This is a genomic window from Microbacterium caowuchunii (assembly GCF_008727755.1).
Classification (GTDB): domain Bacteria; phylum Actinomycetota; class Actinomycetes; order Actinomycetales; family Microbacteriaceae; genus Microbacterium; species Microbacterium caowuchunii.
The window spans coordinates 1,781,551-1,795,962 of sequence record NZ_CP044231.1 but is presented as its reverse complement, the minus strand read 5'-3'; the positions used below and the strand labels follow the sequence as shown (position 1 = coordinate 1,795,962).

The following is a 14,412-nucleotide window of genomic DNA, read 5'->3' as shown; positions in this document are numbered from 1 at the left end:
TCGATCTAGGGCCTTCTCGTCGCGGAGCTCGTCATCGGCCCGCCACTTCAGACGAGAGAAGAACCCTCAGACATGGAAAACACGCAGAAGCCGTCCGGCATGCCGACGCACAAGTACCGTCCCTTCCACGAGCAGATCCGAGTGGACCTGCCCGACCGGACCTGGCCGTCCCAGCACATCACCGTCGCGCCCCGCTGGTGCGCCGTGGACCTGCGCGACGGGAACCAGGCGCTGATCGACCCGATGAGCCCCGAGCGCAAGCGCGTGATGTTCGAGTTGCTCGTGAAGATGGGCTACAAGGAGATCGAGGTCGGCTTCCCGAGCGCCAGCCAGACCGACTTCGACTTCGTCCGCCAGCTCATCGAAGACGACGTGATCCCCGACGACGTCACCATCCAGGTGCTGACGCAGGCGAGGGAGCACCTGATCGAGCGCACCTACGAGTCGATCCGCGGGGCCAAGCAGGCCATCGTGCACCTGTACAACTCGACCAGCATCCTGCAGCGCGAGGTCGTCTTCCGCACCGACAAGCAGGGCATCATCGACATCGCCCTCGAGGGTGCGCGGCTGTGCCGCCAGTACGAGAAGACGATCCCCGAGACGACCGTCTACTACGAGTACTCGCCCGAGAGCTACACCGGCACCGAGCTGGAGTTCGCGGTCGACGTCGTGAACCAGGTGCTGGAGGTGCTCGAGCCGACCCCCGAGCGCAAGGTGATCATCAACCTGCCCGCGACGGTGGAGATGGCAACGCCCAACGTCTACGCCGACTCGATCGAGTGGATGGGCCGCCACATCCGGAACCGCGAGAACGTCATCATCTCGCTGCATCCGCACAACGACCGCGGCACCGCCGTGGCCGCCGCGGAGCTCGGCTACATGGCCGGCGCCGACCGCATCGAGGGATGCCTGTTCGGCAACGGCGAGCGTACCGGGAACGTCGACCTGGTCGCCCTCGGCATCAACATGCTGACCCAGGGAATCGACCCGCAGATCGACTTCAGCGACATCGACCAGGTCAAGCGCACGGTCGAGTACTGCAACCAGCTCCCGGTCCCGGAGCGCAGCCCCTGGGCGGGCGACCTGGTCTTCACCGCGTTCAGCGGGTCGCACCAGGACGCCATCAAGAAGGGGTTCGAGGCCATGGAGGCCCGGGCCGCCGCCGAGGGCGTCACGGTCGACGACATCGAATGGGCGGTCCCGTACCTGCCCATCGACCCGAAGGATCTGGGACGCTCGTACGAGGCCGTCATCCGCGTGAACTCGCAGTCCGGTAAGGGCGGCGTCGCCTACCTGCTGAAGTCGGACCACGCGATCGACCTGCCGCGCAAGCTCCAGATCGAGTTCTCCGGCGTCGTGCAGGCCAAGACGGATGCCGAGGGCGGGGAGGTGACGAGCGACCAGATCTGGTCGATCTTCACCGACGAGTACCTCCCGTCCAGCGTCGCCGAGGACCGCTGGGGACGCTTCGAGCTGCTCAGCACGCGGACCCAGAGCGACCTGTCCGGCGACGTGCGCCTGGACATCACGGTGCGTGACGGGGACCGGACGTTCGAGGCATCCGGAAGCGGCAACGGACCCGTCGCGGCGTTCCTGGAGATCGCGCGGTCGCAGGGCTTCGACGTGACGCTGTACGACTACGTCGAGCACGCGCTCAGCGCAGGCGGCGACGCGCAGGCCGCGGCCTACGTGGAGCTGCAGGTCGACGGTCAGCGCCTCTGGGGCGTCGGGATCGACGGCGACATCTCGACCGCGAGCCTCAAGGCGATCGTCTCCGGGATCAACCGGGCGATCCGCATCCGCGAGCGCGATCTGACCTCCGCTTCGGCCTGACCCCCGAGCGGCTCTCCTCCCGCGAGACTGCAACCTCCGCACGAGACGGACGTCGACGACGTCCGTCTCGTGCTGGTTATGCAGTCTCGCGGGGTGGGGGAGCGGATCAGACGTCGGTGGAGCGGACGATCGGGATGGCGGCGGTCTCGATCGCGACCTTGCGCCGGTGCAGCACCCGCTGCTCCGGCAGGGACACGTCGAAGACGACGGCCAGGATCCGGATGACGGTGGTCACCGACACCGCGATGATGGCGGCGAGCACGAGGTCCACCCCGAAGGCGTTGAGACCGGCGAGCGTCACGCAGCCCGCCGCGGCAGCGACCGCGTAGAGCGAGCCGACGTGCATGATCGCGACCGGGAGCCCCATGATCATGTCGCGCAGGATGCCGCCGCCGACGGCCGCGCACACACCGACGAACACGGCGGGCACGAGGGGCAGCCCGACCGCGAGCGCCTTGCTGGTGCCGAACGCGCCGAACAGCCCGATGACCAGAGCGTCGAGCACGATGATCGCCCGGTTGAGCCGCTGGAAGAGTCCCGCCAGCAGCATCCCGACCAGCGAGGCCAACGTCGCGGCGATGAGGTACCAGTTGTTCTGCAGGGTCGCCGGCGTCACGTTCAGGAGCAGGTCGCGGATGAGACCGCCGCCCATGCCCATGACGATCCCGATGATGGCGACGCCGAGCAGATCCAGCCGGCGCTGGCCTCGGAAACCGGAGGCGAACAACGCCCCTTGGATCCCGCCCAGGGCGACGGCGGTCAGGTCGGCCCACAGCGGGATCACGAAGAGCGGCTCGGTCACCCCTCCATTGTCGCCGACGGCGGGATAATGGAGGGTGCCCACTTACCGCGACGAGGTCGTGGTCCTGCGCACCCACAAGCTGGGTGAGGCGGACCGCATCATCACGATGCTCGGTCGCCGTCACGGGAAGATCCGCGCCGTGGCCAAGGGCGTGCGCCGGACGTCCTCGCGTCTGGGAGCCCGACTCGAGCCGTTCATGGTCGCGGACGTGCAGTTCTACGCGGGCCGCTCGCTGGACATCGTCCAGCAGGCGTCGTCGCTGGGCACCTACGGCTCCGAGATCGCGGCCGACTACGACCGGTACACCGCCGCGAGCGCCATGGTGGAGACGGCGGACCGGCTCGGCGACGCGGATGCCTCGGTGTCGCACTACCTGCTCCTGGTCGGCGGTCTCCGGGCCCTGTCGCAGGGGGCCCATGCGTCCCGCAGCATCCTGGACTCCTATCTGTTGCGCGCCATGGCGCTCTCCGGCTGGGCGCCCGGTCTCGAGGAGTGCGCCCGCTGCGGCGCACCGGGACCGCACCGCTCCTTCGTCGCACAGTCCGGCGGGATGGTCTGCCCCGACTGCGCTCCGGCCGGCTCCGCCCGGGTGGACCCGGACACGACCGGTCATCTGCGGGCACTGCTCCAGGGGGACTGGGACAGCGTGGACGCGGCGGCCACCCGGACATCTGCCGCAGCATCCGGCCTCGTCGCCGCCTACGCCCAGTGGCACCTCGAACGAGGCATCCGATCCCTGGCCCATGTGGAGACCAACCGATGACACCGAAGCCCTATACGCACAAGGATGCGGTGCCGTACCGTCCGGTGGACTGGACGGGGGAGTACCCGCCCTCCTACCCGAAGGGTGCGGTCCCGGCACATGTCGCCATCGTGATGGACGGCAACGGGCGCTGGGCGAACGGCCGTGGCCTCACCCGCGTCGAAGGTCACAAGGCGGGCGAGGCGGCGTTGCTGGACGTGGTGGCCGGGGCCATCCAGGCGGGCGTCAAGCACCTGTCCGTCTACGCGTTCTCGACGGAGAACTGGAACCGGTCGCCGGACGAGGTCCGCTTCCTGATGGGGTTCAACCGGGACGTGCTGCACCGTCGTCGCGACCAGCTGAACGAGTGGGGCGTGCGGGTCCGCTGGGCCGGGCGCAAGCCGCGGCTGTGGGGGTCGGTGATCAAGGAGCTCCAGTACGCCGAGGAACTGACGCGCGACAACGACGTGCTGACCCTGACGATGTGCGTGAACTACGGGGGCCGGGTGGAGCTCGTGGACGCCATGCGCTCGATTGCCGACGATGTCGCGGCCGGCCGGCTCAAGCCCTCCGCGGTGTCGGAGAAGCTCGTCGCGCGGCGGATGTACATCCCGGACATGCCGGACGTGGACCTGTTCATCCGCTCCAGCGGTGAGCAGCGGACCTCGAACTTCCTGCTCTGGGAGTCGGCCTACGCCGAGTTCGTCTTCCTGGACACCCTCTGGCCGGACTTCGGCCGACGGCACCTGTGGGAGGCGATCGAGCTCTACCTGGGCCGGGAGCGCCGGTTCGGCGGAGCGGTGGACGCCCCCGCGGAGCCTTCCACCCGCTGAGTCAGCCGATCCCGAGTTCGGCGTCCGTCTTGGCGTAGGACCGCTGCAGCCACGCCCCGAACCCGCGACGGCTGAGGCACGCGGCGTTGTCGGCGCAGGCGATCACGACGTCCTCCTTCGCGTAGGTGCGGTAGACGTCGACCTTGTGGGTGAGGACGTCGCCGCTCACGTTGACCGGCATGTGCTCCGAGGGGTAGCCGATGAAGTAGCGCACCGCGTCCACCGGGTAGCCGACGGCCTGCCAGGCCTGGCGGGTGAGCGTGCCGGTGGCGGCATGGTCCGGATGGTCGCCGTGCGAGAGGGTGGACGCGCCGGGCGTGTGCGTGAAGAGCCGGCTGGGCCCCCAGGCGGAGATGAGCTCCGAGATCGTGTGTCCGAGACCCTCCGCGCTCACCGGGGGACCGCCGTCGATCGGGGCGATCGTCGCGATGGACCCGTTCAACAGCATGGGCATGCTGGTGTGGCCGGTGGCGGGGAAGCCTCCGGCGGAGAGGCCCCCGTCGGGAAGCCGGAGGAACGCCACCGCGGTGTCGGTGCTTCCCTGCGGGGTGAACATCGTCAGCTCGGCGCCGGAGAGGAGCGTCACGGTGTGCTCGTCCCAGAACGACTCTGCGCCGCGCATCACGTTGTAGGAGCGCAGGATGCCGAGTTCCCGGGAGGTGGAGTAGCCGGCGCCTTTACCGGCATCCCCTGCGGTGAGGTAGAGCGTGCGCACGCACTCACCGCCGGCGATCGCGGCGGAGATGTCCGGGTTGGCGAAGATGAGGTCGTCGTCCTGGTGCGCCCACACCGACATGAGCGACGTCGTTGTGCAGGCCAGCGCGGCCGGGGAGACCGGCGCCGGAGGGAGAGCGGGCTCTTCCGGGATCGCCGACTCCTCGACGGGGACGTCAGGCTCCTCGGCGGGCTCGGCGACCGGTGCGGGCGAAGGGGTGCTCGTGGCCGGGAGCAGCGACTTCGGGAGGCCGGGCATGAAGGCCACCGCGGCGGTTCCCGACGCCGCGACCACGAGCACGGCGATGACGGTGGTGATGACGGCCTGCCGGCGGCGACGATTGTGTCGCGCCGGGCGCGCGCGAAGATGCGACCCCACGATGTTGATTCCCCCGGATGCTGCAAGAGACGACCCCCACAGTCATCTCCCTGCATACTCCCACATCTCGCCCTCCCGATGCGGGACGCCCCGGCATCCCGCGTGCCATGCGGCGGGAATTCGCATGACGATCCGGGAATACGTCCGGCGCCCTCGGACGTTTCGTCCGTTATGACAGACCCGATTCGAATCGACGTATGGAGCGACATCGCCTGCCCCTGGTGCTACATCGGCAAGCGCAATCTCGAGAAGGGGCTCGCGGTGGTAGCCGCGGAGGACGACCCGCCCGCGGTCGAGGTGACGTACCACTCGTACGAGCTCTCGCCGGACACCCCGGTCGACTTCGACGGGGACGAGATCGACTTCCTCTCCGGTCACAAGGGGATGCCGCGCGAGCAGGTGGAGCAGATGCTCGACCGCGTGACGCAGGTGGCAGCCGAGGCGGGGCTGGAGTACCACTTCGAGCACGTCCGGCACACGAACACCGTCAAGGCCCACGAGCTGCTGCACGCCGCGAAGGCGGCGGGTCGCCAGCACGAGATGGCCGAGCGGCTCATGTCGGCGTACTTCGTGGAGGGCGCGCACGTCGGACGCATCGATGGGCTGGTCGACCTCGCCGCCGAGGTCGGCCTGGACCGGGATGAGATCCGGCGGGCGCTGGAGAGCGAGCAGTACCTGCCCGCCGTGCGGGAGGACCAGGCGCAGGCGCAGTCCTACGGCATCACGGGCGTGCCGTTCTTCGTGATCGACGGGAAGTACGGCGTGAGCGGTGCCCAGCCCGCGGACGCGTTCGCGCAGATCACCCGCCAGGTGTGGGCCGAGCGCACTCCGGCCGCCGTGGCGACCGCGGACTGACTCAGGCGGGGAGGTTCGCCTCGATGACGGCGACGATCGCCGGGTCGTCCGGCTTGACGGTCGGACGGAACCGGTGGACGTCGCCGTCCGGCGTGAGGAGGAACTTCTCGAAGTTCCACACGATCGGTCCGCGCTTGCCCTCCGCGTCCTTCGCCTTCTTCAGCGCCTTGTACAGCGGCGCCGCGTTCGCGCCGTTCACCTTGATCTTGTCCTCCACCGGGAACGACACACCCCATGTGGTGGAGCAGTACTCGAGGATCTCCTCCATCGAGCCCGGCTCCTGGCCCATGAACTGATTGCACGGGAATCCCAGCACCTGCAGGCCGCGGTCCCCGTACGTGCGCTGCAACTCCTCGAGCTGCTCGTACTGGGGTGCGAGCCCGCACCGCGAGGCGACGTTGACGATCAGGAAGAGCCGGTCGCCGAAGGAGGACAGGGTCTGCTCCGTCCCATCCGCGGTCTGGAAGGGGATGCTGCGCAGGTCCGTGGCGCTCGTGTCGGTCATGCCGCACAGACTACTGCCGCCGAGGGGTGCCGGGGTCTGGGAGAATGGGAGGATGACCACGACTCTCGCCCCCGCCTCCGCGTTGCGGATCGGGCCGATCGAGGTGGACGTCCCGGTGGTGCTCGCCCCCATGGCGGGCATCACGAACACCGCATTCCGTCGCCTGTGCCGCGAGTACGGAGCGGGCCTGTACGTGAGCGAGATGATCACCTCGCGCGCGCTCGTCGAGCGGAACGCCACCACGATGCGCCTCATCCGCCACCATGAATCCGAGGTCCCGCGTTCGGTGCAGCTGTACGGCGTGGACCCGGTCACCGTCGGCAAGGCCGCACGGCTCCTGGCCGAGGAGGACCGCGCCGACCACATCGACCTCAACTTCGGCTGCCCGGTCCCCAAGGTCACCCGCAAGGGCGGCGGTTCAGCCCTCCCGTGGAAGACCGACCTGTTCGGCGCGATCGTCCGCGCCGCGGTCGAGAACGCCGGCGACATCCCGGTCACGGTCAAGATGCGCAAGGGCATCGACGACGATCACCTCACCTACCTGGATGCGGGCCGGATCGCCGAGGACGCCGGGGTGGCCGCGGTCGCCCTGCACGGGCGGACGGCCGCGCAGTTCTACTCGGGCACGGCGGACTGGGCGGCCATCGCGGCGCTCAAGCAGGCCGTGACCAGCATCCCGGTGCTCGGGAACGGCGACATCTGGTCGGCGGAGGACGCCGTGCGGATGATGGCGGAGACCGGTGCGGACGGCGTCGTCGTCGGGCGCGGTTGCCTCGGCCGGCCGTGGCTCTTCGGTGACCTCGCCCGTGCCTTCGGGGGTGGCCAGGGATCCGCCCCGGTCGACGCCACCCTCGGCTTCGTGGCACAGGCCTTCCGCCGCCATGCCGAGCTGCTCGTGGAGTTCTTCGAGGACGAGGGACGCGGATGCCGCGACATCCGCAAACACGTAGCCTGGTACTTCAAGGGGTATCCGGTGGGCGGTGACGTGCGGGCGAGTCTCGCCACCGCCTCCTCGCTCGCCGAGATCGACGACCTGTTGACGTTGCTGGACGCGGACGCCCCGTACCCGGGTGCCGCGGCGGAGGGCCAGCGCGGGCGTGCCGGCACTCCGAAGCGACCCGCCCTGCCCGATCGGTGGCTGGAGAGTCGTGAGCTCGGCGCGGATGCGGCCGAGTACCTGGCGGAAGCGGAGCTCGACACCAGTGGCGGCTGATGAGATCAGGACGGTGGAGTCGACGACCGGTCGGCCCACGGGATACGACGCAGCGGATGCCGAACGCTTCCACGTCGAACGACACCGGTCCCAGCGTGACGACTTCGCCCGCGACCGTGCGCGGGTGCTCCACTCGGCGTCGCTGCGCCGCCTGGCGGCCAAGACGCAGGTGCTCAGCCCGGCGAGTCCGGCCGACTTCGCCCGCAACCGCCTGACGCACTCGCTCGAGGTCGCCCAGGTCGGCCGGGAACTCGCGACCGCGCTGCAGCTTGCGCCGGATGTCGTGGACACGGCGTGCCTGAGTCACGATCTGGGGCATCCGCCCTTCGGTCACAACGGCGAGCGGGCGCTCAACGAATGGGCTGAGGACATCGGCGGCTTCGAGGGGAACGCGCAGACGCTGCGCATCCTCACCCGGCTGGAGTCGAAGGTCGTCGGCGCGGACGGGGAGAGTTTCGGCCTGAACCTCACCCGGGCGAGCCTCGACGCCACCTGCAAGTACCCCTGGACCGTGGACAGCCCGGTGCCCGACCCGGGCGGCAGGCTCAAGTTCGGCGTGTATCCCGAGGATGAGGCGGTCTTCCGCTGGATGCGGGAGGGCGCGCCCGGCCGCATCCGGTGCATCGAGGCGGAGGTGATGGATCTGTCGGACGACATCGCCTACTCGGTGCACGACTTCGAGGACGCCATCGTCAACGGCTACCTGGATCCGCGACGGCTGTCCGACCCCCGCCAGCACAGTGCCATCCTCAGTGCGATCCAGACGTGGGTGGGATACGACTTCACCCGCGACGAGCTGGAGGACGCACTGTTCCGGCTCACCCGGATGCCGGAGTGGATCCCGGCCTTCGACGGATCCCGCGCCGCGCACGCCCGGCTGAAGAACCTGACCTCCGACCTCATCGGCCGTTTCGCGCGGGCCGCCACCGCGGCGACGCGGGAGGCCTACGACGCGCCTTCGCTCACGCGCTACCGTGGCCACGTGGTGGTCCCGCGGGTGATCGAGGCGGAGATGGCCGTGCTCAAGGGCACGATCGGGGCGTTCGTCGTGTCCATCGAGGGCCGCAAGGGCCTCTACAAGGAACAGCGCCGGGTGCTCAAGCGCCTGGCCTCCGCCCTGTGGGACGATCCCGGTCAGCTGGACTCGGTGCACGCGGAGGACTTCGCCGCGGCGGAGACGGATGCGGCACGGCAGCGCGTCGTGGTGGATCAGGTCGCCAGCCTCACCGACGGCGTGGCGCTCGGATGGCATCACCGGCTCGTCGGCCGGATCGACAGCGAGTCCCTCGGGATCTGGCTGCCCGGCGGCCAGGCGGTGTCGCGTCCCGAGTACGCCCTGCCCGAGCCGCTCGAGGGTCTCTGATGGCCGGCCGCATCGCGCAAGCCGATGTGGAAGAGGTCAAGGCCCGGACGAACATCGCGGACATCATCGGCGAACGGGTCGCGCTCAAGAACGCCGGCGTGGGGTCCATGAAGGGCCTGTGCCCCTTCCACGACGAACGCAGCCCGAGTTTCCACGTGCGCCCGCAGGTCGGCTTCTACCACTGCTTCGGATGCGGGGAATCCGGCGACGTCTACACGTTCCTGCGCCGGATGGACCACGTGTCCTTCACCGAGGCCGTCGAGCGGCTCGCCGGCCGGATCGGATTCACGCTCCACTACGAGGAGGGTGGCGGCCCGGCGCCGGAGACCTCGGGGCGTGCCCGGCTGTACGCCGCCAACGCCGCCGCGGCGGAGTTCTTCCGCGCCCAGTTGCTCACCCCGGAGGCCGAGGTCGGCCGGCGGTTCCTGGGGGAGCGGGGCTTCGACGCCGGCGCGGCCGCGCACTTCGGCGTCGGCTTCGCCCCGCCCGGGTGGTCGGCGCTCATGGACGCCCTCACCACGCAGGGCTTCAGCCGAGAGGAGCTGACCACCGCCGGTCTCGTCTCCCAGGGCCAGCGCGGGGTGTACGACCGGTTCCGCGGACGCCTGGTCTGGCCGATCCGCGACGTCACCGGTCAGGTGCTGGGCTTCGGCGCCCGCAAGCTGCTGGAATCCGATCAGGGACCCAAGTACCTGAACACCCCGGAGACCCCGATCTACCGCAAGTCCCAGGTCCTGTACGGGCTGGACCTCGCCAAGCGCGACATCTCCCGGGACCACCGCGTCGTGGTCGTGGAGGGGTACACCGATGTCATGGCGTGCCATCTCGCCGGGATCACGACGGCGGTCGCGACGTGCGGGACCGCCTTCGGCACCGACCACATCACCGTGCTGCGCCGCATCATGGGCGATGACTCCGCCACCGGGGAGGTCGTCTTCACCTTCGACCCGGATGCGGCCGGGCAGAAGGCCGCCCTGCGTGCGTTCGGGGAGGAGAAGCGCTTCTCCGCGCAGACGTACGTCGCGGTGGCGCCGGCGGGTCTCGACCCGTGCGACCTGCGGCTGCAGCGCGGCGACGGGGCCGTCCGGGCCCTGATGGAGACCAAGGTGCCGATGTACGAGTTCGTCATCGACCAGCGCGTCTCGACCTACGACCTCCGTTCGGTCGAGGGCCGGGCCGGCGCGCTGCGTGCCGCCGCGCCCATCGTCGCCGAGATCCGGGACCCCTCCCTGCGTCCCGGCTACACCCGGGTGCTCGCGCGGAGGCTCGGGCTGGAGCTCGCCGAGGTGTCCCAGGCCGTGCAGCGGGCGGGGCGCAGTGCGCGCGCCGAGGATGCGGCTCCCCGCCGTCCGCGCGAGAACGGCCCGGGGCAGCCGGAAGCTGCGCCGGAGACCCCGCGCGTGACCATCGCCTCGCTGCCCCGCAGCGCGGACGTCGCCCTCGAGCGGGACGCGCTGATGGGGTTCCTCCAGTACGGCCACCGCATCGACCCGGAGGAGCTGCGCGCCGCGCTGGTCGAGCCGTTCCGGCATCCCGCCCTCGAGGCGGTCCGCTCCAGCGTCGCGGCCGTGCCCGACCACACCCGTCCGAACTGGGCTGCGGCGGCCGTCGACGCCGTGCGGGAGCCGTACCGCTCGCTCGCCGCGGAACTGCTCACGGGGGACTTCCCGGCCAGTGACGACCAGCACGCGGTGACATCCGCGAAGGATCTCGGCCGCCGCATCCGGCTGCGTTCGGTGGAGCAGGAGAAACGCGAGCTGCTCAGCGCGATCCAGCGCGTCGCGCCGGACTCGGACGGTGGGCGTGCGATGCGCCTGCGGATGCGGGAGCTGGACGCGGTGCGCCAGCGGCTGACCGCGGAGCAGTAGCGCCCCGCGCGCACAGACGGCAGGATGGCTGACATGACCAAGGGCGACACAGCCGCGGACAGCATCGTCTGCAGCGACCTGAGCATCGCCCACACGGACGGACGCGGCGCCCGGGCGCGTGTGATCGACGGTGTGAGCTTCACCCTCGGACGCGGAGCCGCGCTCATCCTTGTCGGCTCCACCGGGTCGGGGAAGTCCACCCTCGCGGCGGCCCTGGCCGGGCGTGCGGGCAACGGCGTCTCGGTCGTGGGGGGCGACGCAGTCGTGGAGGGCATCTCGGTCCGCCGCCCCGGCCGGCGCCACCGGTTCCTGACCGTCGCGGTCGGGTACCTCGGCCAGACCGACGGACCGGGTCTGCCCGCCCGGCTGACGGTGAGTGAGATCGTCGGCGAGCCCGTGACCAGCCGGCATCGGAAGGTCGACATGCGGGCGCTGGCGCTCCGGATCGCCACGTTGCTCGACGAACTGGGACTCCCGCTCGGCGCGGCGGGGAAGTACCCCTACGAGCTCAGCGCGGGTATGCGGCAACGCGTCGCCATCGCGCGGACGCTCATGCTGGATCCCCGACTGGTGATCGCGGACGAGCCGCTCGCGAACCTCGACGTCGAGGCGCGCGAGGTCGTCCGCGCGGCGCTCGAGCGCCGCCAGCGCGAGAACGAGATGTCCCTGCTGCTCGTCGCGAACGAGGCCGAGAGCGTGGCCAGGTTCGACGCGGACGTGCTGGCACTGCGTGCGGGACACGCCGTCGGATTCGGTCACGGGATCGAGAAGATGACCTGGACACCGAGTTCTGAGGCGGATCGCCGTCTGGTGTCATCATGACCCTCTGAGTTTTGCTACGATAGTGGGGTTGCCTTCGCAAGAAGGACAGCATTCCTCGGTAGCTCAATTGGCAGAGCAATCGGCTGTTAACCGATAGGTTCTTGGTTCGAGTCCAAGCCGGGGAGCCAACACGAAGAACTCCCTTGATTCGTCAAGGGAGTTCTTTCGTTCGAGGGTGTTACTCGGGGAGTACCCGCCGTCCGAGCTCCGCCGCGATCTCCTGGGCGCACTCGTCGGCGGTACGAGAGGTCGTATCGACCTCGAGGTCGTAGACGACTCCCTCGTGCACCCTGCCGGCCTGCTGCCGCGCCATTCCCACGACACGGTCGGGCCGGAGGGCTTCTCGGGCAGCCGCGACATCGGGGCTGCAGCGCACCCCGACCCAGAACAGCACGGCGTTGCTCAACGTCGATCGCAAGCGGTCCTGGCCGGCACCGCCGGAGAGAAGCACCTCGTCGAGGATCAGTCGTGCGCCGGAGGCCGCCATGGCGCTCAGCCCCAGGTACCGACTCCTCTCCAGATCCTGGAACCGCGGAGTGAGCGTGACCGTGCCGTCCGGTTCGAAGCTGATTCCCGCCCGCGGACTGTCGCCGCGACCCGGCAGCGCGTCGATGAACGTGTCGACGCCGAACGTCAGCCAGATATCGGGGAGCCGCTCCTGAAGCGCTCTCGCGATCGATGACGTGCCCGAACTCGATCCGCCGTTCAGCACGATCACCTGGGGGCTGCAGCGGGCGGACACTCGCTGAGAGTAGCGGACGACGCTCGGCGGGCGCAGAACCCGCCGCGGAACCGCGGGGGCGAAAAGGTGAAGGCCAGGGGTGGAAGCCCTGGCCTTCGGTCGAGGGCCGCGCAGATGACGCGGCGACCTCGGGTATCAGTCTACCCGGCTCTGCGCGCCCCGACGTCCACCCGGCCCGCACGCCCTGCCGCCTGTACCGGCCGTCCACAACCCCTCCCCTTCGGCGGATGCGTCTGGATAGAGTGGCCCCAGGCCGGCCCCGCCACAGGTGCTGCCGTATGCCCTGGAGGGAGAACCCATGGAGTTCGCTGCACTCGGACTGGTCGGGCTGATCGCGGTGATCGCCGTCGTGGTGATCATCATCGTCTCAATCATCACAGCCATCCTCGTTCGCGCCTGGTATCGGGTCGCGAAGGCGGACGAAGCGCTCGTGATCGTCGGTAAGCGCCAGAAGATATCGAGTGGCAGTACGTCGCGCATCACGGTGATCACCGGCGGCGGCGCGATCGTGAACCCCCTCACGCAGCGCGGCGAGATGATCTCGCTCCGGGCCCGCCAGATCAAGATGGAGCCGACGGCGCAGTCCTCGAACGGCGTCACGGTCAACGTCAGCGGTGTGGCGCTCGTCAAGATCGGCTCCGACCCCGAGTCGGTACGGCGTGCGGCGGAGCGTTTCGCCTCGCAGGACAAGGCGATCGAGCAGTTCACGACCGAGCAGCTGGAGGGTGCGCTGCGTGGGGTCGTCGCGACGCTGACGGTCGAGGAACTCATGCGCGACCGGCAGCGGTTGTCCGACCAGATCGCCGAGGGCATCAAAGCCGACCTGTCGTCGCAGGGCCTCATCCTGGACTCGTTCCAGATCCAGGGCATCACCGACCAGAACGGCTACATCGCCGCCCTGGGTGCGACCGAGGTCGAGCGGGTCAAGCGCGAGGCGGAAGTGGCGAAGATCGACGCCATCCGCGAGATCCGGCGCCGCCAGATCTCCACTGACGAGGCGAACCTGATCGAGCAGACGGCGCTCGACAAGAACTCCGCGGCGGCGAAGGCCGAGGTCGGCCGGGCCAACGCCGAAGCGGAGCAGGCCGAGGCCCTCGCACGCTCCGAGCGCCAGCAGGCCGTGCTCCTGCAGGAAGCGGAGAACACCCAGGCGCGCCTGGACGCCGAGGTGCAGAAGGTCGCCGACGCGAACCTCTACGAGCGCCAGCGCGCCGCGGACGCCGACGCGTACGCCAAGGTGAAGGCCGCGCAGGCGCAGGCCGAGATCGCCGAGCAGGAGGCCATCGCGACCCGCAAGCGCGCCGAGGCGGACGCCGACGCCATCCGTGCCGCCGGTGACGCGCGTGCTGCGGCGATCAGCGCCGAGGCCGAAGCGCTCAGCCGCAACCAGGAGGCGCTGCTGGCGCAGCGTGCCCTGGAGGCGCTCGTGCCGATGATGGCCGAGTTCGCGAAGGGCTACGACAAGGTCGGGTCCATCACGGTCCTCGGTGGCGAGGGTGCGAGCGGTCATCTGGCCGCAGAGTCCGCGACGGGTCTGCGCGCCACGTTCGAGGCCGTCCGTGCCGCGACGGGGATCGACCTCGCCAACATCATCCAGGGCCGGGCCATCGGGCACGCCATGGCCGAGGGAAGCGAGGGCTTCGCCGCGGCCCAGGGGCGTCGCTCGCGGGAGCCGCAGCCCGCGTCGGGTGAGATGGGCGCGGCGAGCGCGCAGACCCCCTGATGCGCGGGGCCCGGCGCG

Annotated in this window: 13 protein-coding genes and 1 tRNA gene; 10 read left to right on the top strand and 4 right to left on the bottom strand. The window is 69.9% G+C overall.

Annotated elements, in window-relative coordinates:
• Nucleotides 1-72 precede the first annotated feature (72 nt).
• Nucleotides 73-1,833, top strand: a complete 1,761-nt coding sequence (gene leuA, locus F6J84_RS08535; protein ID WP_150891625.1) for a 2-isopropylmalate synthase — start codon at nucleotides 73-75, stop codon at nucleotides 1,831-1,833.
• 106 nt (nucleotides 1,834-1,939) lie between these two features.
• On the opposite strand, the gene F6J84_RS08530 is transcribed toward leuA, so the two are convergent.
• Nucleotides 1,940-2,635 carry a trimeric intracellular cation channel family protein gene (locus F6J84_RS08530; protein ID WP_150972977.1) on the bottom strand — a complete coding sequence of 232 codons (696 nt, stop codon included), beginning with the start codon at nucleotides 2,633-2,635 and terminating at the stop codon, nucleotides 1,940-1,942.
• Between the two features lie 34 nt (nucleotides 2,636-2,669).
• Here F6J84_RS08530 and recO point away from each other — a divergent pair, with 34 nt between their 5' ends.
• Complete coding sequence (recO, locus tag F6J84_RS08525) at nucleotides 2,670-3,398, top strand: DNA repair protein RecO (RefSeq protein WP_150972975.1); 729 nt, start codon at nucleotides 2,670-2,672, stop codon at nucleotides 3,396-3,398.
• On the top strand, nucleotides 3,395-4,210 hold the full coding sequence (locus tag F6J84_RS08520) for an isoprenyl transferase (RefSeq protein WP_150972973.1): 816 nt from the start codon (nucleotides 3,395-3,397) through the stop codon (nucleotides 4,208-4,210). Before recO ends, F6J84_RS08520 begins: the two co-directional genes overlap by 4 nt.
• 1 nt (nucleotide 4,211) lies before the next feature.
• On the opposite strand, the gene F6J84_RS08515 is transcribed toward F6J84_RS08520, so the two are convergent.
• Entirely contained in the window at nucleotides 4,212-5,303 is a 1,092-nt protein-coding gene (locus F6J84_RS08515) for a PIG-L family deacetylase (protein WP_150972971.1), read from the bottom strand.
• A gap of 171 nt (nucleotides 5,304-5,474) precedes the next feature.
• Here F6J84_RS08515 and F6J84_RS08510 point away from each other — a divergent pair, with 171 nt between their 5' ends.
• Nucleotides 5,475-6,158 carry a DsbA family oxidoreductase gene (locus F6J84_RS08510; RefSeq protein ID WP_150972969.1) on the top strand — a complete coding sequence of 228 codons (684 nt, stop codon included), beginning with the start codon at nucleotides 5,475-5,477 and terminating at the stop codon, nucleotides 6,156-6,158.
• 1 nt (nucleotide 6,159) lies between these two features.
• Here the strand turns inward: F6J84_RS08510 and F6J84_RS08505 are convergent, their stop codons facing one another.
• The gene (locus F6J84_RS08505; protein ID WP_150972967.1) at nucleotides 6,160-6,663 is read right to left on the bottom strand and encodes a glutathione peroxidase; all 504 of its coding nucleotides are present in this window, start codon (nucleotides 6,661-6,663) and stop codon (nucleotides 6,160-6,162) included.
• A 52-nt stretch (nucleotides 6,664-6,715) separates the two neighbouring features.
• Between F6J84_RS08505 and dusB the strand changes: the two genes are divergently transcribed.
• From dusB to F6J84_RS08480, 5 genes are all read left to right on the top strand, one after another.
• A complete protein-coding gene (dusB, locus tag F6J84_RS08500; protein ID WP_150972965.1) occupies nucleotides 6,716-7,876 on the top strand; it encodes a tRNA dihydrouridine synthase DusB in 1,161 nt (386 codons plus the stop codon).
• 13 nt (nucleotides 7,877-7,889) lie between these two features.
• A complete protein-coding gene (locus F6J84_RS08495; protein WP_224785683.1) occupies nucleotides 7,890-9,239 on the top strand; it encodes a deoxyguanosinetriphosphate triphosphohydrolase in 1,350 nt (449 codons plus the stop codon).
• Nucleotides 9,239-11,107 carry a DNA primase gene (gene dnaG, locus F6J84_RS08490; protein WP_150972963.1) on the top strand — a complete coding sequence of 623 codons (1,869 nt, stop codon included), beginning with the start codon at nucleotides 9,239-9,241 and terminating at the stop codon, nucleotides 11,105-11,107. Before F6J84_RS08495 ends, dnaG begins: the two co-directional genes overlap by 1 nt.
• Before the next feature lie 33 nt (nucleotides 11,108-11,140).
• Nucleotides 11,141-11,929 carry an ATP-binding cassette domain-containing protein gene (locus F6J84_RS08485; protein ID WP_150972961.1) on the top strand — a complete coding sequence of 263 codons (789 nt, stop codon included), beginning with the start codon at nucleotides 11,141-11,143 and terminating at the stop codon, nucleotides 11,927-11,929.
• Nucleotides 11,930-11,981: 52 nt separating this feature from the next.
• A tRNA-Asn gene (locus tag F6J84_RS08480) sits at nucleotides 11,982-12,057 on the top strand.
• Nucleotides 12,058-12,107: 50 nt separating this feature from the next.
• Here F6J84_RS08480 and F6J84_RS08475 read toward each other — a convergent pair.
• Nucleotides 12,108-12,671: a chloramphenicol phosphotransferase CPT family protein gene (locus F6J84_RS08475; RefSeq protein WP_202980440.1), complete on the bottom strand. Its 564-nt coding sequence runs from the start codon at nucleotides 12,669-12,671 to the stop codon at nucleotides 12,108-12,110.
• Between the two features lie 298 nt (nucleotides 12,672-12,969).
• On the opposite strand from F6J84_RS08475, the gene F6J84_RS08470 reads away from it, so the two are divergent.
• Nucleotides 12,970-14,394 carry an SPFH domain-containing protein gene (locus F6J84_RS08470; protein ID WP_191905617.1) on the top strand — a complete coding sequence of 475 codons (1,425 nt, stop codon included), beginning with the start codon at nucleotides 12,970-12,972 and terminating at the stop codon, nucleotides 14,392-14,394.
• The last annotated feature ends 18 nt before the right edge of the window (nucleotides 14,395-14,412 follow it).